The sequence below is a fragment of the Formosa bonchosmolovskayae genome (assembly GCF_051016085.1).
Classification (GTDB): Bacteria; Bacteroidota; Bacteroidia; order Flavobacteriales; family Flavobacteriaceae; genus Formosa.
Map to the genome: position 1 here is coordinate 2,704,637 of NZ_CP174605.1, position 16,512 is coordinate 2,721,148.

Sequence of the window (16,512 nt, forward strand, 5' to 3'; positions counted from 1 at the left end):
TATGTATTAATATAATTTATATCATGAATTTAACACGACATGCGACCTCATTATGGTTTTTTTCTTTTCTGTTTTTAGTATCTAGTTTAACACTAGTTTACGCGCAAAAAGCATCGGATTATGGTTTTATCAAAGGGACTAATTTTCAAGAAGATGTCGTTTATAAAACTGTAGATGGAAAGGATTTAGTGATGGATGTTTTTTTTCCAGATGCCGATAAATTAAAAGCGGAAAATCCATGGATGGTTTTTGTTCATGGTGGTGGATGGGCTGGCGGACATATGGATAATATTTATAGGACTGCCTTTGTTGGAACATTAAAAAAACTTGTTGAAAACGGTGTTATATGTGTTACAATAGATTACAGATTAGCGAAAGCTCCTGTTACCTCGTTCGAATCTGCTATAGATTGTAAGGATGCGGCTAGATTTCTCTTAAAACATGCCGAAGATTATAAATTAGACAAGGAGAATTATGGTGTTTGGGGAGGCTCGGCTGGCGGACACCTGAGTTTAGTCACGGCTTTAGTACCCGATGATTATTTTCCAGGAGATAAAGAATTAGCTCAGATTCATCCAAAATATAAATGTGTGGCTTCCTACTATCCGTTTACGTCTTGTTTAAATCCAGATTTGCGTCCAAATTCGGTTTTTGAAGACAGCACACTTTTTAAGCGTCTTTTAGGTGGCACTCTAGAAGAAAAACCGGAACTCGCACGATTATTAAGTCCGACAGAATTTTTAAACTCAGATAGTTTACCCGTTTTATTGGTACATGGCGACAGCGATAAAACGCTTCCTATTATAAATTCTCAATATATGGTTGAGGTCGCAAAAGAGAAAGATGCCGATGTAGAATTGCTTACTGTGGTAAATGGAGGTCATAGCTTTTCTGGAGATATTTCGCCCTCACAAGAAGAAATCGATAATTATACGACCCATTTTATACTGTCTAATTTAAAATGATGATTTTGTAATTAATTAGTCAAATTTTAATTTGGATTCTAGATTTTACATGATCGGTTAACACCGTTTTGAACGAATAATAATATATCGTCGCGTTGTGCTTTATAATATTAATTAAGAAGACTTGAGTCATAGCATATCGAGGGATAAAACTTTTAATTGCAGGGGGAGTAAGGTTTAAAGGTCATAGTTTATAAAAATTGAACCATGAGTTATACTTAAATTGAATTAAAAAAAATAACATTGTAGATGCATTGTATGTGGTCTTCAATGTTATTTTTTTGATTTAAAAAGGATCCAAATTAATAAGCGTGTTAATTATGTTTATAAAAATCTAGATGAGTTTTTTTACTTGAATTGCTTTTTAGTAAGCGCTTAAAAGCTTAATTAATTCAAGTCTATTTCATTCAAAACACTAAAAAGTTAAGTAAATGCGAATATCATATCTTATTATATTATGTCTGTTTCTAGGATTAAATACTCAGGTAAATGCGCAAGATATTCAGGATTATTCTTGGAAGACATTAAGTTGTACCGGCGAACCTGTAGCACGACATGAAGCCGCTTTTGTAGAAGCAGATGGTTTGTTTTATTTGTTAGGCGGACGTCGTATTCAAGAGGTTTCAATTTTTAATCCCAAAACAAAAACGTGGACTTCGGGTGCTAAACCGCCAATAGAATTGCATCACTTTCAAGGTGTAACCTATAAAGGAAATATTTATGTAGCAGGGGCACACACCGGACCTTATCCACATGAAACCCCCGTTAAAGATGTGTATATGTACAGTCCAAAAACAGATTCTTGGTCTATCGCTTTTAAAATGCCAAATAACCGACTTAGAGCTTCAACAACCGCAAGTGTGTATAACGATAAACTGTATATCGCTGGCGGAATAATAGACGGACATTGGGATGGCCATGTCACTTGGTTTGATAGTTACGATTTTAAAACGGGACAATGGAACGTACTGCCGGATGCACCTCGCGCTAGAGATCACGCTTCGTCTGCAGTGACTAACGGTAAATTATATATGCTAGGAGGTCGCGTATCTTCAGGAAAAATTAAAAAAGTTTTTGAACTGACAATTGGTGAAGTCGATGTATTCGATTTTAAAACGAATATGTGGCATACTTTAAAAGAAAACGTGCCAACAGAACGTGCAGGAGTCACAGCAATAGCGGTTAAAGATAAAATTCTGTTTGCTGGAGGAGAAAGTGCAAGTCAAAAAGAAGCGCACAACAAAGTTGAATGTTTAGATACAAAAACAGAAGCATGGAGTGCTTGGCCTAGTATGCCAGAAGGCAGACATGGAACGCAATTAATATGGTATAAAAAGAAACTGTATATCGCTTCGGGTTGTGGTAAACGAGGAGGAAATCCGGAGTTGTCTACTATCTTAAGTTTCAGTAAAGAAGATTAGGTTTAACATATTAACTGCGTTATATAACAAAATATATTATGAATATTAGTAATAACTTAAAATCCTCTGTATCACTTTTCGTGATTACACTATTTGTAATGAGTACTGTTGTTGTGAGTTGCAATTCAAAACCAGAATCGAATAACTTAGACATTTCGGAATTTTTAAAACACGGCAGAACCGATACGATTTATCCTTCAGCAAAACAAATGGAAATGCTTAAAGCAATTATTCCAGAAACCACATATAAAGCGGCGCCTTCAATTTCCGATAGAACCTATTGGGATGCAATTGCTAATACAAAATCTGGTCAGGAGTATTTAAAAGATGCCGAAGCGTTAATAGATAAACAACCAGAAGTACCAATAAGTGATAGTATTTATCGCTTGGCAAATAAAGACGGTAATAGAAAGATTTATAAGCCGAGATATTACCGTACAATGGAACATTTAGAACATTATATTTTAGCTGAATGTCTAGAGAATAAAGGGCGATTTATACCTCAAATTAATACCTATATGCAAGCCATTATGGATATGAAATCGTGGTTGCATCCTAATCACGACGATAAAGATAATGGTGTTTTAGAAGGCAGACGCGTGTCTATAGACTTAGGCGCTCGTAAATTTGGAATGGTGTTAGCATTAGGAGAATCACTTTTGGGCGATTCACTTTCGGAAACAATGCGGACAGATATTCAGGAGCAGTTGCAATGGCGGATTACCGATAATTATATAAAAAGTTGTGAAATTGCAGACGAAAACAACCGTTGGATAGATGGGACTAGCAATTGGAATTCTGTGTGTACAAGTGGTACTTTATTTGTAACTCTTACCAATTCTAGAAGTCATGAAGAGCGTATTTCTGCTGTAGGTTCTGCAATAAACAGCATGAAACATTATGTTAGTGGTTTTGGAGAAGATGGTTATTGCTCGGAGGGATTAGGGTACTGGGGATATGGATTTAATCACTATCTCTATTTAGCGCAAATGGTATATGATTATACCGGTGGAAAAATTGATTTATTTAAAGGCGAAAATCCTCAAAAATTAAAAAATGTAGGAAACTTTCCTGAACAATTCGAAATTCAGAATGGTACCTGTGCACCGTTTGCCGATGGTGTATCGCATACGTCTAGTAAAGGAAGTAATTTTGCCGAAGTTTTATCCGCTGCTTATTATGGCGCTAAAAAACCATCAGAAATTAGATTTGAAGAGGCTGTAGAGCAGATTATCGCTTGGGATCATCCAGAAATGTTTACCCCTAATACAACTCAAAATTCATCTTCAGCATTAGCAGATCACACCTATTTCGACGATTTTGGAATGGTAATATCTAGAGGTAAACAAGAAGTGCCGTTTTCCATTGCTGTAAAGGCAGGGCATAACGCCGAGAATCATAACCATAGTGATGTAGGTACCTATATTATTGTTTTAAATGACGAATTAATTTCGGGCGATATTGGAGCACCATCGTATATGGCCGGTTCGTTTTCTCCAGATAATAAAGCGCGAAGCTCTTGGGGGCATCCGGTTCCGAAAATTAATAATACCTTACAGTCTAATGGAAAATCATTTAAAGGGATAATCACCGATACTAGTTTTTCTTCGGAAGAAGATAAGGTGGTTATGGATATAAAACCAGCTTACAATTTAACTGTGTTGGATGTGCTAACACGTACTATCACTAATATTAAGACTGGAAACGGAAGCATTAGTATTACAGACCATTTTGAGGCCTCAGAAAACATAGATTTTGGATCGGCAATCATGACGTTTGCCAATTATGAAATTTTAGATGCTAACACTGTGATGCTTATTGGGAAAACTGAAAAGGTAAAAGTTGAAATTTCTAGCTCTGTAGGGCAAGTTGAAATTCATCCAGAACCCGTTCCTGTAGAGCATTTAAGAGAAGGCAAAGGCGCAAAAAGAATAGGAATTGAATTTAAAAATTCAGTGAAATCAGGTGATCTTACCTTAAAATACACACCCTTTTATAATTAAAAACAAACTAATCTAAATTAATAAAAATGAAATCTTACACATTCTACATCGGATTGTTAGTGAGCGCGTTGTGTTTTACTTCGTGCAAAACTGATGATAAAAAGATAGTTGAAAAGACTGAAATCAATTCAGAAAAACCAAATGTGATTTTAATTTTGGTGGACGATCAAGGTTATGGAGATATTGGCGCTTTAGGAAACCCATATATAAAAACACCGCATATTGATGCTTTGCACGCAAGTAGTGCTCGATTTACAGATTATCATGTAAATCCAACTTGTGCGCCTACACGTGCGGCATTATTAACGGGACATAATGCAAACAGAGCAGGCGTTTGGCACACAGTAAATGGGCGTTCTATACTCTTAGAGCGTGAAACTACGGTGGCAACAATTATGAAAGAAAATGGTTATGCTACTGGACTCTTTGGAAAATGGCATTTGGGAGATAATTATCCATCACGACCACAAGACAAAGGTTTTGAAGAAGTTGTTAGTTTTGGCGGTGGGGGTATCGAGCAAACTATGGATTATTGGGATAACGATTACTTTGACGATACCTATCACAGAAATGGTAAATTAGAACAATTTGAAGGATTTTGTACGGATATTTGGTTCGATGAAGCCATTAAATTTATGGAAGTTAACAAAGCTAAAAACAAGCCGTTCTTTTGTTATTTGCCTACAAATGCCGCTCACACACCATATTTTGTAGACGATAAATATTCCGATCCTTATAAAGATAATGAGAACATTCCAAGTGCGGCCTTTTATGGCTTAATCGCTAATGTGGATGAAAATATAGGAAAGCTTACCGAGTATTTAAACACAAGCGGATTAATAGATAATACCATTTTAATTTTTATGACTGATAACGGAACGTCTGCAGGAGCAAAAATTCCAAAGACAGACGATAGATTAGATGGTTTTGTTACCAAAGGATTTAATGCCGGTATGCGCGGAATTAAAGCGAGTAAATATGAAGGCGGTCATCGTGTTCCTTTATTTATCCATTGGAAAAATGGAGGCATAACAGTAGGGAAAGATATCGATGCCTTAACAGCGCATTACGATGTGGTACCAACCTTAGTAGATTTATGTAATTTAGATGTAAAAGATGATATTAAATTTGACGGACAAAGTTTAAAACCGCTAATAGAAGGAGATGATACGGACTTTAAAGAGCGTATTGTAATTACAAATTCTCAACGTATCGATGTGCCAGAACCTTGGAGAAGAACGTCTCTAATGCAAGGTAAGTGGCGCGTTATAGATGGTACAGAGTTATACGATCTAAAAACCGACCCAGAGCAACGAAACAATATTGCCGATCTGCATCCAGAAAAAATGGCTGAATTTAAAGATGCTTACAACGCATGGTGGGCAGATTTATTACCAGGATATAGCGATTTACCTCGAATTTATATTGGTCATGAAGCAGAGAATCCTGCAACATTATTTTGTCACGATTGGCATACCGAAAAAGCAGCGAGCCCATGGCACCAAAGACATATTAGAGAAGGATATATGGATAATGGATATTGGTTAATTAAAGTTGCGGAAGCTGGAACTTATAATTTAAAATTACGCCGTTGGCCAAAAGAAACTAAGCTAGCACTAGGAGCAGAGGCGGCTATACGTCCAGAACTTCCAGGTACTAGTGTAAGTGCATCTAAAAAAGGAAAAGCCTTGAGTATTAAAAATGCTCGAATTAAAATTCAAGATATTGAAGATGAGAAAGCCGTGGATGACACTCAGGAATATGTTGAGTTTACAGTCGATTTAAAAGCTGGAGATTCTCAACTTCAAACATGGTTTACCTTAGATAATAATGAGGAATTAGGGGCTTATTATGTTACTGCAGAAAAAATATAGATAGTAGAGGGACTGGTATAACAACCGGTTAAAAATAAATTTAGTTATTATTTACACATACCAATGTACATGGACAAAAAAATAGGATTTAAATTAGATTTTACAAGGTGTCTTAGCATTATATTTTTATGTGTATTTATACACTCTAAAGCGTCTACAAATAAAGGGTTTGAAATTGAATCTCCATCCGGAAAATTATCCGTTGTAATACATCAAGATAATAATCACTTAAAATATTCCCTTTTAAAAGAAGGAAAGGCGATAGTAAAAGCTTCTCAAATATCGATTTTTTCAAATATTTCAGAATTGGAAATTAAGGGAAGTCGTATAACTTCGGAAAACTCAACTTGGAACCCTGTTTGGGGGCAGTTTAGTGAAATTAAAAATCAATATAATGAGCTTGTCTTAGATTTAAAAAGTGATGGGATAAAAACCACGCTTTTCATTCGAGCGTATAATTATGGGGTTGGGTTTAGATATAAAATAGAAGGCTATAACGAAGGGAGAGAAGTTGAGTTTTATTGTGAATACAATTTAAATGCTACAGCTGTTTTATATTGTCCAGCAGGAGAAGGGGAGCCAATAGGTCCTCTTAACTTTAATACCTTATCTAAAGCTAAGGAACTTCCTAAATTAATAACACCTATTGTTGTAGAAAACTCAGAAGATACATATTTGTCCATTTTAGAGTCTGATTTATTTACTGCTCCAGAATTTGGAGTTATAAAATTTAATTTCAATAAAAACAATAAAACGTTAGTTTCTTCTAATACAACTAGGCTAAAAGGTGCGCTTACAACAACGCCTTGGCGAGTTATTTTAGTTAACGATAAAATAGGTGATTTGGTTACTAATACTGTACCTCTAAATCTAGCAACTCCAAATCAGATTGAAGATACCTCATGGATTAAACCAGGGAAAACGCTTTGGGATTGGAGAGTACACGATTATAAAACGAAAGACGGATTTACCTATGGTATAAATACCGAAAGTTATCTACGGTTCATTGATTTTGCCTCAGAGAAAGGAATCGAATATTTTTTAATAGATGATTTTTGGTTTACAAAAGCCACGAAAGGTTATCTAGAAATAGCAGAAGATCTAGATATTGAAAAGGTGTCTGCATATGCAAAGGATAAAAATGTAAAACTGATTTTATATTATGATAGACATAAAGGTAATTTTGGTGACGATACATTGTTTTCGTATTATCAATCATTAGGTATGAGTGGAATTAAATATGGCTTTATGGGTAGTAATGTGTCATTTACAAGTAACGCCATTCAGAAGAGTGCAGAAAGCCGGTTATTAATCGATTTTCATGATGCTCCAGTACCTTTCACAGGTATACAACGGACTTATCCCAATGCCATAACACGTGAGTATTGTCATGCACAACAAGATTCGAGAAGAGCGTTTACACCCGAAACGTTTATAAAGATGGCGTTAGTAAACGCCATACAAGGACCATTAGATATGAATAATGGTAATTTTGATCTTACCGGAATTAATAGTGGTTTAAGAGAAAAAGGCCCTAGAAAACCAAATTCATATTTTTCTACTGTTGTTTCAGAAGTAGCACGGACTCTTATTATTTATAGTGGTTTGGTATGTATTCCGGATGCACCAGAAGCGTATAATGAAAAAGCAGATTTATTTGAATTTATTCAGAAAATGCCAGTCGGAGAATGGGATGAGAGTAAGGTGTTACATGCTAAAATGGGGGGATATATCTCTACGGCTAGAAAACATGGTGAAGAATGGTTTATCGGTTCGGTGTACAATCAAGAAGGTGGAGTACTCGATCTTAATTTAGATTTTCTTAAAGAAAATCAAACTTATGATGTTACTTTTTACGAAGATACAAACAACACACATTGTAAAACCAACCCTGAAGCTTACCAAATAAGAAAAGGTAAGGTTAAAAAAGGAGAGGTCGTTAAAGCAAAATTAGCACCTGGGGGAGGACATGCTATGTGGATTAGACCAATAGCCGATTAGTTATTAGAATTAAAATTTATGTATAATACGTGTATTAATTCACCATTACAAGTAGTATGTCTACTGCTGTTTTTTTCTTTGAACTGTTTCTCACAAGATTCTACGTCAAATGAAATCAAACCTAATATTGTTTTTATAATAGTAGATGATTTAGGCTATTCGGATGTAGAATATATGAATCAGAAGGAAGGTATTAAAACCCCTAATATTAATAAACTCACAAAGACGGGTATGCAGTTTACAGACGCTTATGCCGCCGCACCGGTTTGTTCGCCAACTAGGGCGAGTATAGTTACCGGGAAATCTCCTGCGTCTGTAAAAATCACCTGTCATATTCCAGGAATGGGAATGGATAAATATTTAAAGAAGTTAAATCAAGGAAAAAGATTAAAGGAAGCTTACTTTTTAGATCATTTACCACAGGAAGAAATTACCATCGCAGAAGCTTTAAATGCACAAGGTTACGCAACAGCTTATATTGGTAAATGGCACTTAGGGGGAGAAGGGTCTATTTACACAGAAGATGGAATTGTGAATCCTAAGTTTAATCCAGATCATCAAGGTTTTGATGTTAATATTGGAGGCTGTGCGTATGGTCAACCTGCTAGTTATTTTTCTCCTTATAAAAATGGTACGATTACAGATGGGCCAACAGGAGAATATCTTACGGATAGATTAGGAGATGAAGCGATTAACTTTATTGAGCAAAATAAAGATAGGCCCTTCTTTTTAAATTTAGCGACTTATACTGTGCATACACCCTTGGCGGCGCCGGATAAAATTATTGAAGAACATGATGGCAATACCTATTTTGCTATGATTGAAAAGTTAGATCAAAATGTAGGGAAAGTCATGAATACATTAGCGGACTTAAACCTATTAGAGAATACTATTGTTGTTTTTTATTCAGATAATGGAGGTTTATGGGGTAATCTTCCTCTAAAAGGTAAAAAAGGAACTTTAAACGAAGGAGGTATTCGTGTACCTATGGTTGTGAACTGGAAAGGCAAAATTAAAGCAGGAAGCGTGTGTAATACCCCTGTAAGTAGCGTAGATTTTTTTCCAACCTTTATAGAATTAGCCGGAGGAATATCTAGTGTATATCCTAAATTAGAAGGCATTAGTATGGTGTCTTTGTTTAACGGGAAAAAGAATATTTGTGAACGCCCTCTATACTGGCATTTTCCACATCATAGAAAAGAAGGTTTGTCTATGGGAGCAGCAATTCGAAAGGGTAAGTGGAAATATATTATTGCTTTTGAAACAGAAAAAGAGTTCTTGTACAATTTAGATGAAGATATAGCAGAACAAAATAATGTATTAGACACTTACCCAAATAAAGCAAAGGAATTAACCTATAATTTAAGAGCTTGGCAAAGAGAGGTAGATGCAGAAATGCCTATCGAAAATGAAGATTTTAAGAAGTAATTATATGAATAAAACACACAGGAAATTTATAAATAAAAAGTGTAATAACTGGAATAAAAGTTTAATTACTGGATGTTTAATGTTTGTTAGTTTCTTCGGTTTTGCACAGCAAACAAAACCAAATATTGTAATTATTTACACCGACGATCAAGGGTATGGAGATGTGAGTGCATTAAATCCGGAGGCCAAATTTAAAACGCCAAATATGGATCGTATAGCTAATGAGGGTATTGTGTTTACAGACGGGCATAGTAGTGATGCCGTGTGTACACCATCGCGATATTCGTTGTTAACGGGCCGTTATAGCTGGAGAACATCGTTAAAAAAAGGCGTGCTAAGAGCCGATGGACCATGTTTAATTGAAGACCAACGCATGACTATTGGTTCGTTACTTCAAAAGCAAGGGTATAATACGGCAATGATTGGTAAATGGCATTTACAAATGGAATTTGTAGGAGATGTAAAAGAAGGCGGACGCGATTGGTCACAACCATTTACCGACGGACCTATAGAAAAAGGATTCGATTATTTTTTCGGGATTCCCGCATCTATGAATTATGGAATATTAACGTATTTAGAGAATGATCGCGTGTTGGATCCGCCAAATATGTACACCAAAAAGAAAATGGATGTCACGCCTCGTACTTATAGAATGACACCACCTTATCAAGCCGAGCAAAGTAAAGGTTATGTGGAAGTCGCTCCATCTTTTAACGACGAATATGTGTTGGAAACGTTAACCAATAGAGCTGTAAAATATATTAATGAAACAGCTACAGAAGCTAAAAATGGGAAACCATTCTTCTTGTATTTTCCATTAACGAGTCCGCACTTGCCACATAGTACACATCCTGATTTTCAGGGTAAAAGTAATTGTGGTAATTACGGAGATTTTATGCAAGAAACCGATTACCGTGTAGGTCAGGTGTTAGATGCGCTAAAAGCAAATGGTTTAGAAGATAATACTTTGGTGATTTTTTCATCGGATAATGGTGCAGAAAGTAATTACGAGTATCAAAGAGATACCTATCAGCATTATAGCTGTATGAATTTTAAAGGCGGTAAGCGTGATATTTATGAAGGCGGACATCGCGTTCCTTTTTTAATGCGCTGGCCAGATCAGATTAAAGCAGGGAGCGTAGTAGATACACCTGTTTGTCAAACCGATTATTTAGCGACCATTGCAGATATTGTAGATGCACAACTTCCGGTAAACGCTGCCGAAGATAGTTACAGTTTATACCATTTAATGAAGGGGAATACAGAGGTTCAAAATAGAGCTGTGATTCATCATTCCTTTACTGGGCATTTTGCAATTCGTGAAGGGAAATGGAAATTAAATATGCTTAGAGGTTCTGGAGGTTCGTTAAAACCAGTTATCATTGAACCTAAAGCAGGCGAAGCTATTTACGAGTTATACGATTTAGAAAATGATCCAGGTGAAACTAAAAATTTGTATTTCGAGCATCCAGAAATTGTAAGTCAGTTAAAAACTAAAATCACAGATATTATAAAAAACGGAAGGTCTACTGCAGGTCCTTCTCAACCTTTTATTAAGGAAGATTGGTCGCAATTAACGTGGATGAATTTAAACTAATCCGATTTACTAACCTAAACCTTTTTAATATGACCATTAAAACCATGGTTCTTTCAGCAAGTTTACTGTTCTGTATGGGAGTTCCATTATTAGCACAAGATCAATCCAACTCAAAAGTTCTAGATAAAGATGGATTCGAAACACTTTTCAACGGAAAAAACTTCGACGGTTGGTATTTAAAACTTCGCAATGGAGACGATGTTTTGGCGAAAAAAGTGTTTGCTATTGAAAACGATATGGTTCATGTGTTTAACGATGCTTTTCCTGATGAATATGAGTTAAATACGGGTGAAAATAATACACATGGTCTGTTTTACACCAAGAAAACATACAGTAAATATATCTTGAAATTTGAATACAAATGGGGAAGTCGTGTTGCAAACAATTTTGAGCGTTGGCAATATGATGCCGGTGTGTATTATCATATAACAAATGATGCCGTTTGGCCTACAGGAATAGAATATCAGGTGCGTTACGACCAGACTACAAAACGAAATCATACTGGTGATTTAATTCGTCCAAAAGATGTGACATACGACTGGTATAGGGCTAAAGATAGTGAGACATATTTGCATCCCAAACAAGGCGGTGTTTTAGATACTTCAAAGAGTTGGCTTCATCATGCAACACCAACACGTAATTTTAAAGCGTTGGACGATCAATGGAATCAATGCGAAATTATAGTCATGGGCGATAAGTATACGATTCATAAATTAAATGGCGACATTGTAAATATGGCCTTTAATTTAAATCCAAGTTCGGGAATTATCGGATTTCAATCTGAAACTGCAGAGATTTATTATAGAGATATTAAAATAAAAGAGTTTGATGAGGTCGTGCCTGCAGAAACATTTTTAAAATAACCCTAGAGTAACCAATCCAAATACTCGTTATAAGCCTTTTCAAAATTAAAACATTGAAAAGGCTTTTTTGCGTTTAAAAGCGTGTGTTTATTGTAAATTGACACTTAATTTATACGAAAAGAATCATAGTTTATATTCGTTTGTTTTCAAATTTGTGATCTTGGTAGTGGATAAAAATTAGGCCGTAAAATGATAAAAACAAACCTTCATCAAAATGTAACTTTACATTTTAAAACATTGCTTTATGTCTTCGGATTCTTATTTTTTAGTCAGTTTTCAAATGCTAAAGAAATTCAGATTTCGAGTCTGGAAGAATTAGCGACTTATGCATCGCAGAGCGGAAATGTGATAACCATGAAGCCAGGTGTATATAAACTCGCTAATTATTTAACAGTAGATTCGATACGTGTTCGTCACGATCAAAAGAAATTTTCATATATCGTGTTTAACGGTAGTAATAATGTATTTAAACTTGAAGGTGTAGAAATTGAGGTCGATACCGAATTACGCACAGTATTAAATCCGCCAATTCATAGCGACGAATTTATAATAAAAGGAAATAATAATACAGTTCATGGATTAACCATTAGATGTATTGGAGAAGGGACGTCGCCAGGAGGTACGGTGCTTCAAGTGGCTGGCCAAGGGAATGTTCTTAAAGATATAACACTTTACGTTGCAGGGTCTTCGCCATATGGCTACGGAGATTTATTTGGAAAAGGTAAGGCTAAAGAGACTGTAATTAAACACAAGAAACATAGTGGTTTATTAGTGACAGGAAGCGACACAAAATTATACCGTTGTAAATTGTATAATCGCTCTTTTGGTCACTGTTTTTTTATTCAGAAAAATCCAGAAAATGTGTATTTCGAAGATTGTTATGCAGAAGGCGCAATACGCACAACAGACGATATTTTGGCAGAAACTTCGGGCCCAGCTTTCGATGTAAATTTCCGCACTTGGACTCAGAATCGTGGAGGCGAGTATGTTGTAACTCCTGGTTATATGAAATCTTTAAGCGAAGATGGTTTTCGAACGTATGGTTATTCTAAAAATATTCACTTTAAAAATTGTACAGCCAAAAATACACGTGCAGGCTTCGAATTACGTGCAGAAGGCGTTCGACTTGAAAACTGTACAACCATTGGGACAGAACGCGCGTATTGGGTAGGAGATAATGCGATAGTTAAAAACTGTAAAGGCGATGCTAATTATGGGCCATTACTATTTGTAGAAGGTAGTAATGTAAATGTGGAATTAATTCTGGATCCTGCAGAATCGGATAGAATTGTACATGCTTTGGCAACGGTACAAGGTCGCAATAATAAAGTAGTATTAAAATCGGCTAATGGAAAAAATAGAACGCAAGATCTTCCAATATTAATCGGATATACACATCCAGAGCATGGCGAATCTATGTCGCCTTATGGAGAGGGAGAAACTAGTGATCTGCAGTTTGTAAACGAAACAGGAATGCCTATAAAAATTGGTAAGCTAACACATAACAGTGAGATTGTAACTAATGGAAAGCTGATAGAAGATAAAGGAGAAAACACCAAAGTTATTCAACATAATTAAACTTTTAAATATAAATAAAGCGGAATAACGTGTATTGTTTTATACAGTCAGAATCATGAAACGGAAAGAGTTTATAAAAATAATTGGATTAGGAGGATTAGCAATTTCTGTAGTTCCAAATGGTTTTTCGGCCACTTTGGGCACCAAGACTAACGAAGAAATTTGTCGTTCGCAATGGAACACCTTATGCGGAAATATTGGAGAAGTCTATAAAACAGACGCCTTTAAGTATGTGCATCCTAAAAAGGGCAAACCAAATGTTTTAATTTATGGCGATTCTATTTCAATTTTATATACATCGGAAGCGCGCGCGCAATTAGATGATAAAGCTACGGTGTTTAGATTATTTAAAAACGGTGGTTCAAGTCAGAATTTTATTCCGAATATGAATACACTTCAAGAGACTATGTTTCAGCCAAATTTAAAGGAAGGATGGGATTTTAAATGGGATATTATTCATTTTAATGTCGGGTTACATGATTTAAAATATCTTAAAGGTAAAAATCTAAATAAAGAAGGAAAACAAGTTTCTTCCATTTCAGAATATAAAATGAACTTACAAGCTATTTGTGAGTATTTAAAATCGAATTTTCCGAAGGCTAAATTAATCTTCGCTACAACAACCCCTGTGCCAGCGCATGCAAAAGGTAGGTTTGAAGGTGATAGTGTTATTTATAATAAGGCGGCTTTGGAAGTATTAGAAAAATATCCAGATATAAAAATAAACGATTTATACAGGTTTACTAAACCTCATTTAGAGACTTGGGCACAAGAACCTGGAAATGTACATTATAAAGAATTAGGTTTTCTTGCCCAAGGTAAAGAAGTCGCTAAAATTATAGAAACGGAATTATAATATAAATTAAAAATTAAAACAGATTACCAATATGAAAGTATTAAAAATAGCAGCCTTAGTATGCCTCTCACTTTTTATGAGTTGCAAAGAAGCCGAGAAAAAGCAAGAAGAGAAAAAGCGTCCTAATTTTTTATTCGTTCTGGCAGATGATCAATCGCCATTCGACCTGAAAGTTTATAATCCGAATTCAATATTAGATACTCCAAATATCGATAAACTGGCAAATGAAGGTGTCGTATTTGAAAGTGCTCGACATATGGGATCTATGAATGGTGCCGTGTGTACACCTTCTAGACATATGATTATGACAGGAAGAACGGTATGGAACTTGCCTCCAAGTGCAGAGTTTCAAACACAAATTGGTCCGCATCCTTTAGACGAACAAACTATAGGAGCTCTATTTAATAAAGCAGGATATAAAACCATGAGAACCTGTAAAAAAGGAAATTCTTATCCAGGTGCGAACAAGCAATTCACTGTGGTGCATGACGCTACGAAACGTGGAGGAACAGAAGAAAGTGGTAGTGCATGGCATGCCGAGCAAGTACTTAATTATTTAGGGGATAGAGAGACGGCCAAAGAAGAAGATCCGTTCTTTATTTACCTTGGATTCTCTCATCCACACGACACGCGTAACGGAACTCCAGAATTACTCAAAAAATATGGAGCTGTGAATCATAAAGATGAAAATAGTGTTCCTGACTTAAATGAAAAACAACCACAACTTCCAGAAAATTATTTAGAGGAACATCCATTTTTTCACGGTCATCCAGAGTTAAGAGATGAAGAACGTGTAAGTGGTGTGTGGAAAAACAGAGATGTAAATACCATTAGAAATGAAGTAGGACGTGAGTTTGCATGCTCAGAAAATATAGATATTCAGTTAGGTAAAGTTCTTAAAAAGTTAGAAGAAACGGGAGAATTAGAAAATACATATATTATTTATACCTCCGATCATGGTATCGCTATAGGGCGTCATGGTTTAATGGGGAAACAAAATTTATACGAGCATACATGGCGTGTACCGTTTATTATTAAAGGCCCTGGTATAGATGGTCATAAAACTAAAAATGGAAATATTTATCTATTAGATGTGTTGCCATCGGTGTTGGATTTAGCTGGTATTGAAATTCCAGAAACGGTGCAAGGTAAAAGTTTTGTACCCGTGTTAAAAGGTGAGAAAGAAGAGGTAAGAGATGTTATGTATGGTGTTTATGCCGGAGGAACTAAACCAGGGATGAGAACCGTGAAAAAAGGCGATTGGAAATTAATAAAATACGATGTCATGGATGGAACTGTTAGAGAAACTCAGTTGTTTAACCTTGCCGAAAATCCACATGAATATTTACCAGAACACCACAAAACTGGAGCGATGGAAACTAATTTAGCCACAAATCCGGAATATGCAGATAAGTTAGCAGAAATGGAAGCTTTACTCTTAGAGGAAATGATTGCTAATAACGATCCGTATAGATTGTGGGATCAACCTCAGAATAACTAAACTAATTTTTGTGAAACAAATACTGTGGCATTCTAAAGTTATTTTAGAGTTACTGTTCTAATAGATCTTAAAAAGACAGTTCTATAATTAGGTCATTTTTGTAGAGTAAATCTTAGGTTTAAATCATATTAATTTTTTAAAAAGCAGTAAATCGTTTATTTATACGATTTACTGCTTTTTTTGTGAGTTACAAATTTAAATGCAGTATAAAATCCTAATAATAAAACGAATAAGCAAATAAATTAGGAAATAGTGAAAATTAGAAATAAATGACTTATAAGTTATATCTAAAGAACTATAATTTATACTCTTTCTACTCATAATATAATAATATTACATTGTTGTAAGTATCCTGTTTTCAGTAGGTTACTTGTTTTAGTTGACATTTTAGTCTTAAAGTTTGAATTGTTTTAAGACGAATATTT

11 protein-coding genes are annotated in these 16,512 nt (G+C 35.3%); all 11 read left to right on the forward strand.

What is annotated here, in order from left to right; translation table 11 throughout:
• Positions 1 to 23: 23 nt before the first annotated feature.
• Positions 24 to 965, forward strand: coding sequence for an alpha/beta hydrolase fold domain-containing protein (locus ACKC83_RS11380; protein WP_434035587.1), 942 nt, complete (start codon positions 24 to 26; stop codon positions 963 to 965).
• Positions 966 to 1,396: 431 nt separating this feature from the next.
• Positions 1,397 to 2,386 carry a Kelch repeat-containing protein gene (locus ACKC83_RS11385; protein ID WP_434035588.1) on the forward strand — a complete coding sequence of 330 codons (990 nt, stop codon included), beginning with the start codon at positions 1,397 to 1,399 and terminating at the stop codon, positions 2,384 to 2,386.
• Between the two features lie 38 nt (positions 2,387 to 2,424).
• On the forward strand, positions 2,425 to 4,389 hold the full coding sequence (locus ACKC83_RS11390) for a hypothetical protein (RefSeq protein ID WP_434035589.1): 1,965 nt from the start codon (positions 2,425 to 2,427) through the stop codon (positions 4,387 to 4,389).
• A gap of 26 nt (positions 4,390 to 4,415) precedes the next feature.
• Positions 4,416 to 6,263 carry an arylsulfatase gene (locus tag ACKC83_RS11395; protein ID WP_434035590.1) on the forward strand — a complete coding sequence of 616 codons (1,848 nt, stop codon included), beginning with the start codon at positions 4,416 to 4,418 and terminating at the stop codon, positions 6,261 to 6,263.
• 69 nt (positions 6,264 to 6,332) lie between these two features.
• On the forward strand, positions 6,333 to 8,264 hold the full coding sequence (locus tag ACKC83_RS11400; protein ID WP_434035591.1) for a glycoside hydrolase family 97 catalytic domain-containing protein: 1,932 nt from the start codon (positions 6,333 to 6,335) through the stop codon (positions 8,262 to 8,264).
• A 78-nt stretch (positions 8,265 to 8,342) separates the two neighbouring features.
• Complete coding sequence (locus tag ACKC83_RS11405; RefSeq protein ID WP_434035592.1) at positions 8,343 to 9,692, forward strand: sulfatase; 1,350 nt, start codon at positions 8,343 to 8,345, stop codon at positions 9,690 to 9,692.
• A gap of 4 nt (positions 9,693 to 9,696) precedes the next feature.
• A complete protein-coding gene (locus tag ACKC83_RS11410) occupies positions 9,697 to 11,289 on the forward strand; it encodes a sulfatase family protein (protein ID WP_434035593.1) in 1,593 nt (530 codons plus the stop codon).
• A gap of 29 nt (positions 11,290 to 11,318) precedes the next feature.
• Positions 11,319 to 12,152, forward strand: coding sequence for a 3-keto-disaccharide hydrolase (locus ACKC83_RS11415; RefSeq protein ID WP_434035594.1), 834 nt, complete (start codon positions 11,319 to 11,321; stop codon positions 12,150 to 12,152).
• A gap of 189 nt (positions 12,153 to 12,341) precedes the next feature.
• The gene (locus tag ACKC83_RS11420; RefSeq protein WP_434035595.1) at positions 12,342 to 13,730 is read left to right on the forward strand and encodes a hypothetical protein; all 1,389 of its coding nucleotides are present in this window, start codon (positions 12,342 to 12,344) and stop codon (positions 13,728 to 13,730) included.
• Between the two features lie 55 nt (positions 13,731 to 13,785).
• The gene (locus ACKC83_RS11425) at positions 13,786 to 14,586 is read left to right on the forward strand and encodes an SGNH/GDSL hydrolase family protein (RefSeq protein WP_434035596.1); all 801 of its coding nucleotides are present in this window, start codon (positions 13,786 to 13,788) and stop codon (positions 14,584 to 14,586) included.
• Between the two features lie 31 nt (positions 14,587 to 14,617).
• On the forward strand, positions 14,618 to 16,087 hold the full coding sequence (locus ACKC83_RS11430; RefSeq protein ID WP_434035597.1) for a sulfatase-like hydrolase/transferase: 1,470 nt from the start codon (positions 14,618 to 14,620) through the stop codon (positions 16,085 to 16,087).
• Positions 16,088 to 16,512 lie beyond the last annotated feature (425 nt).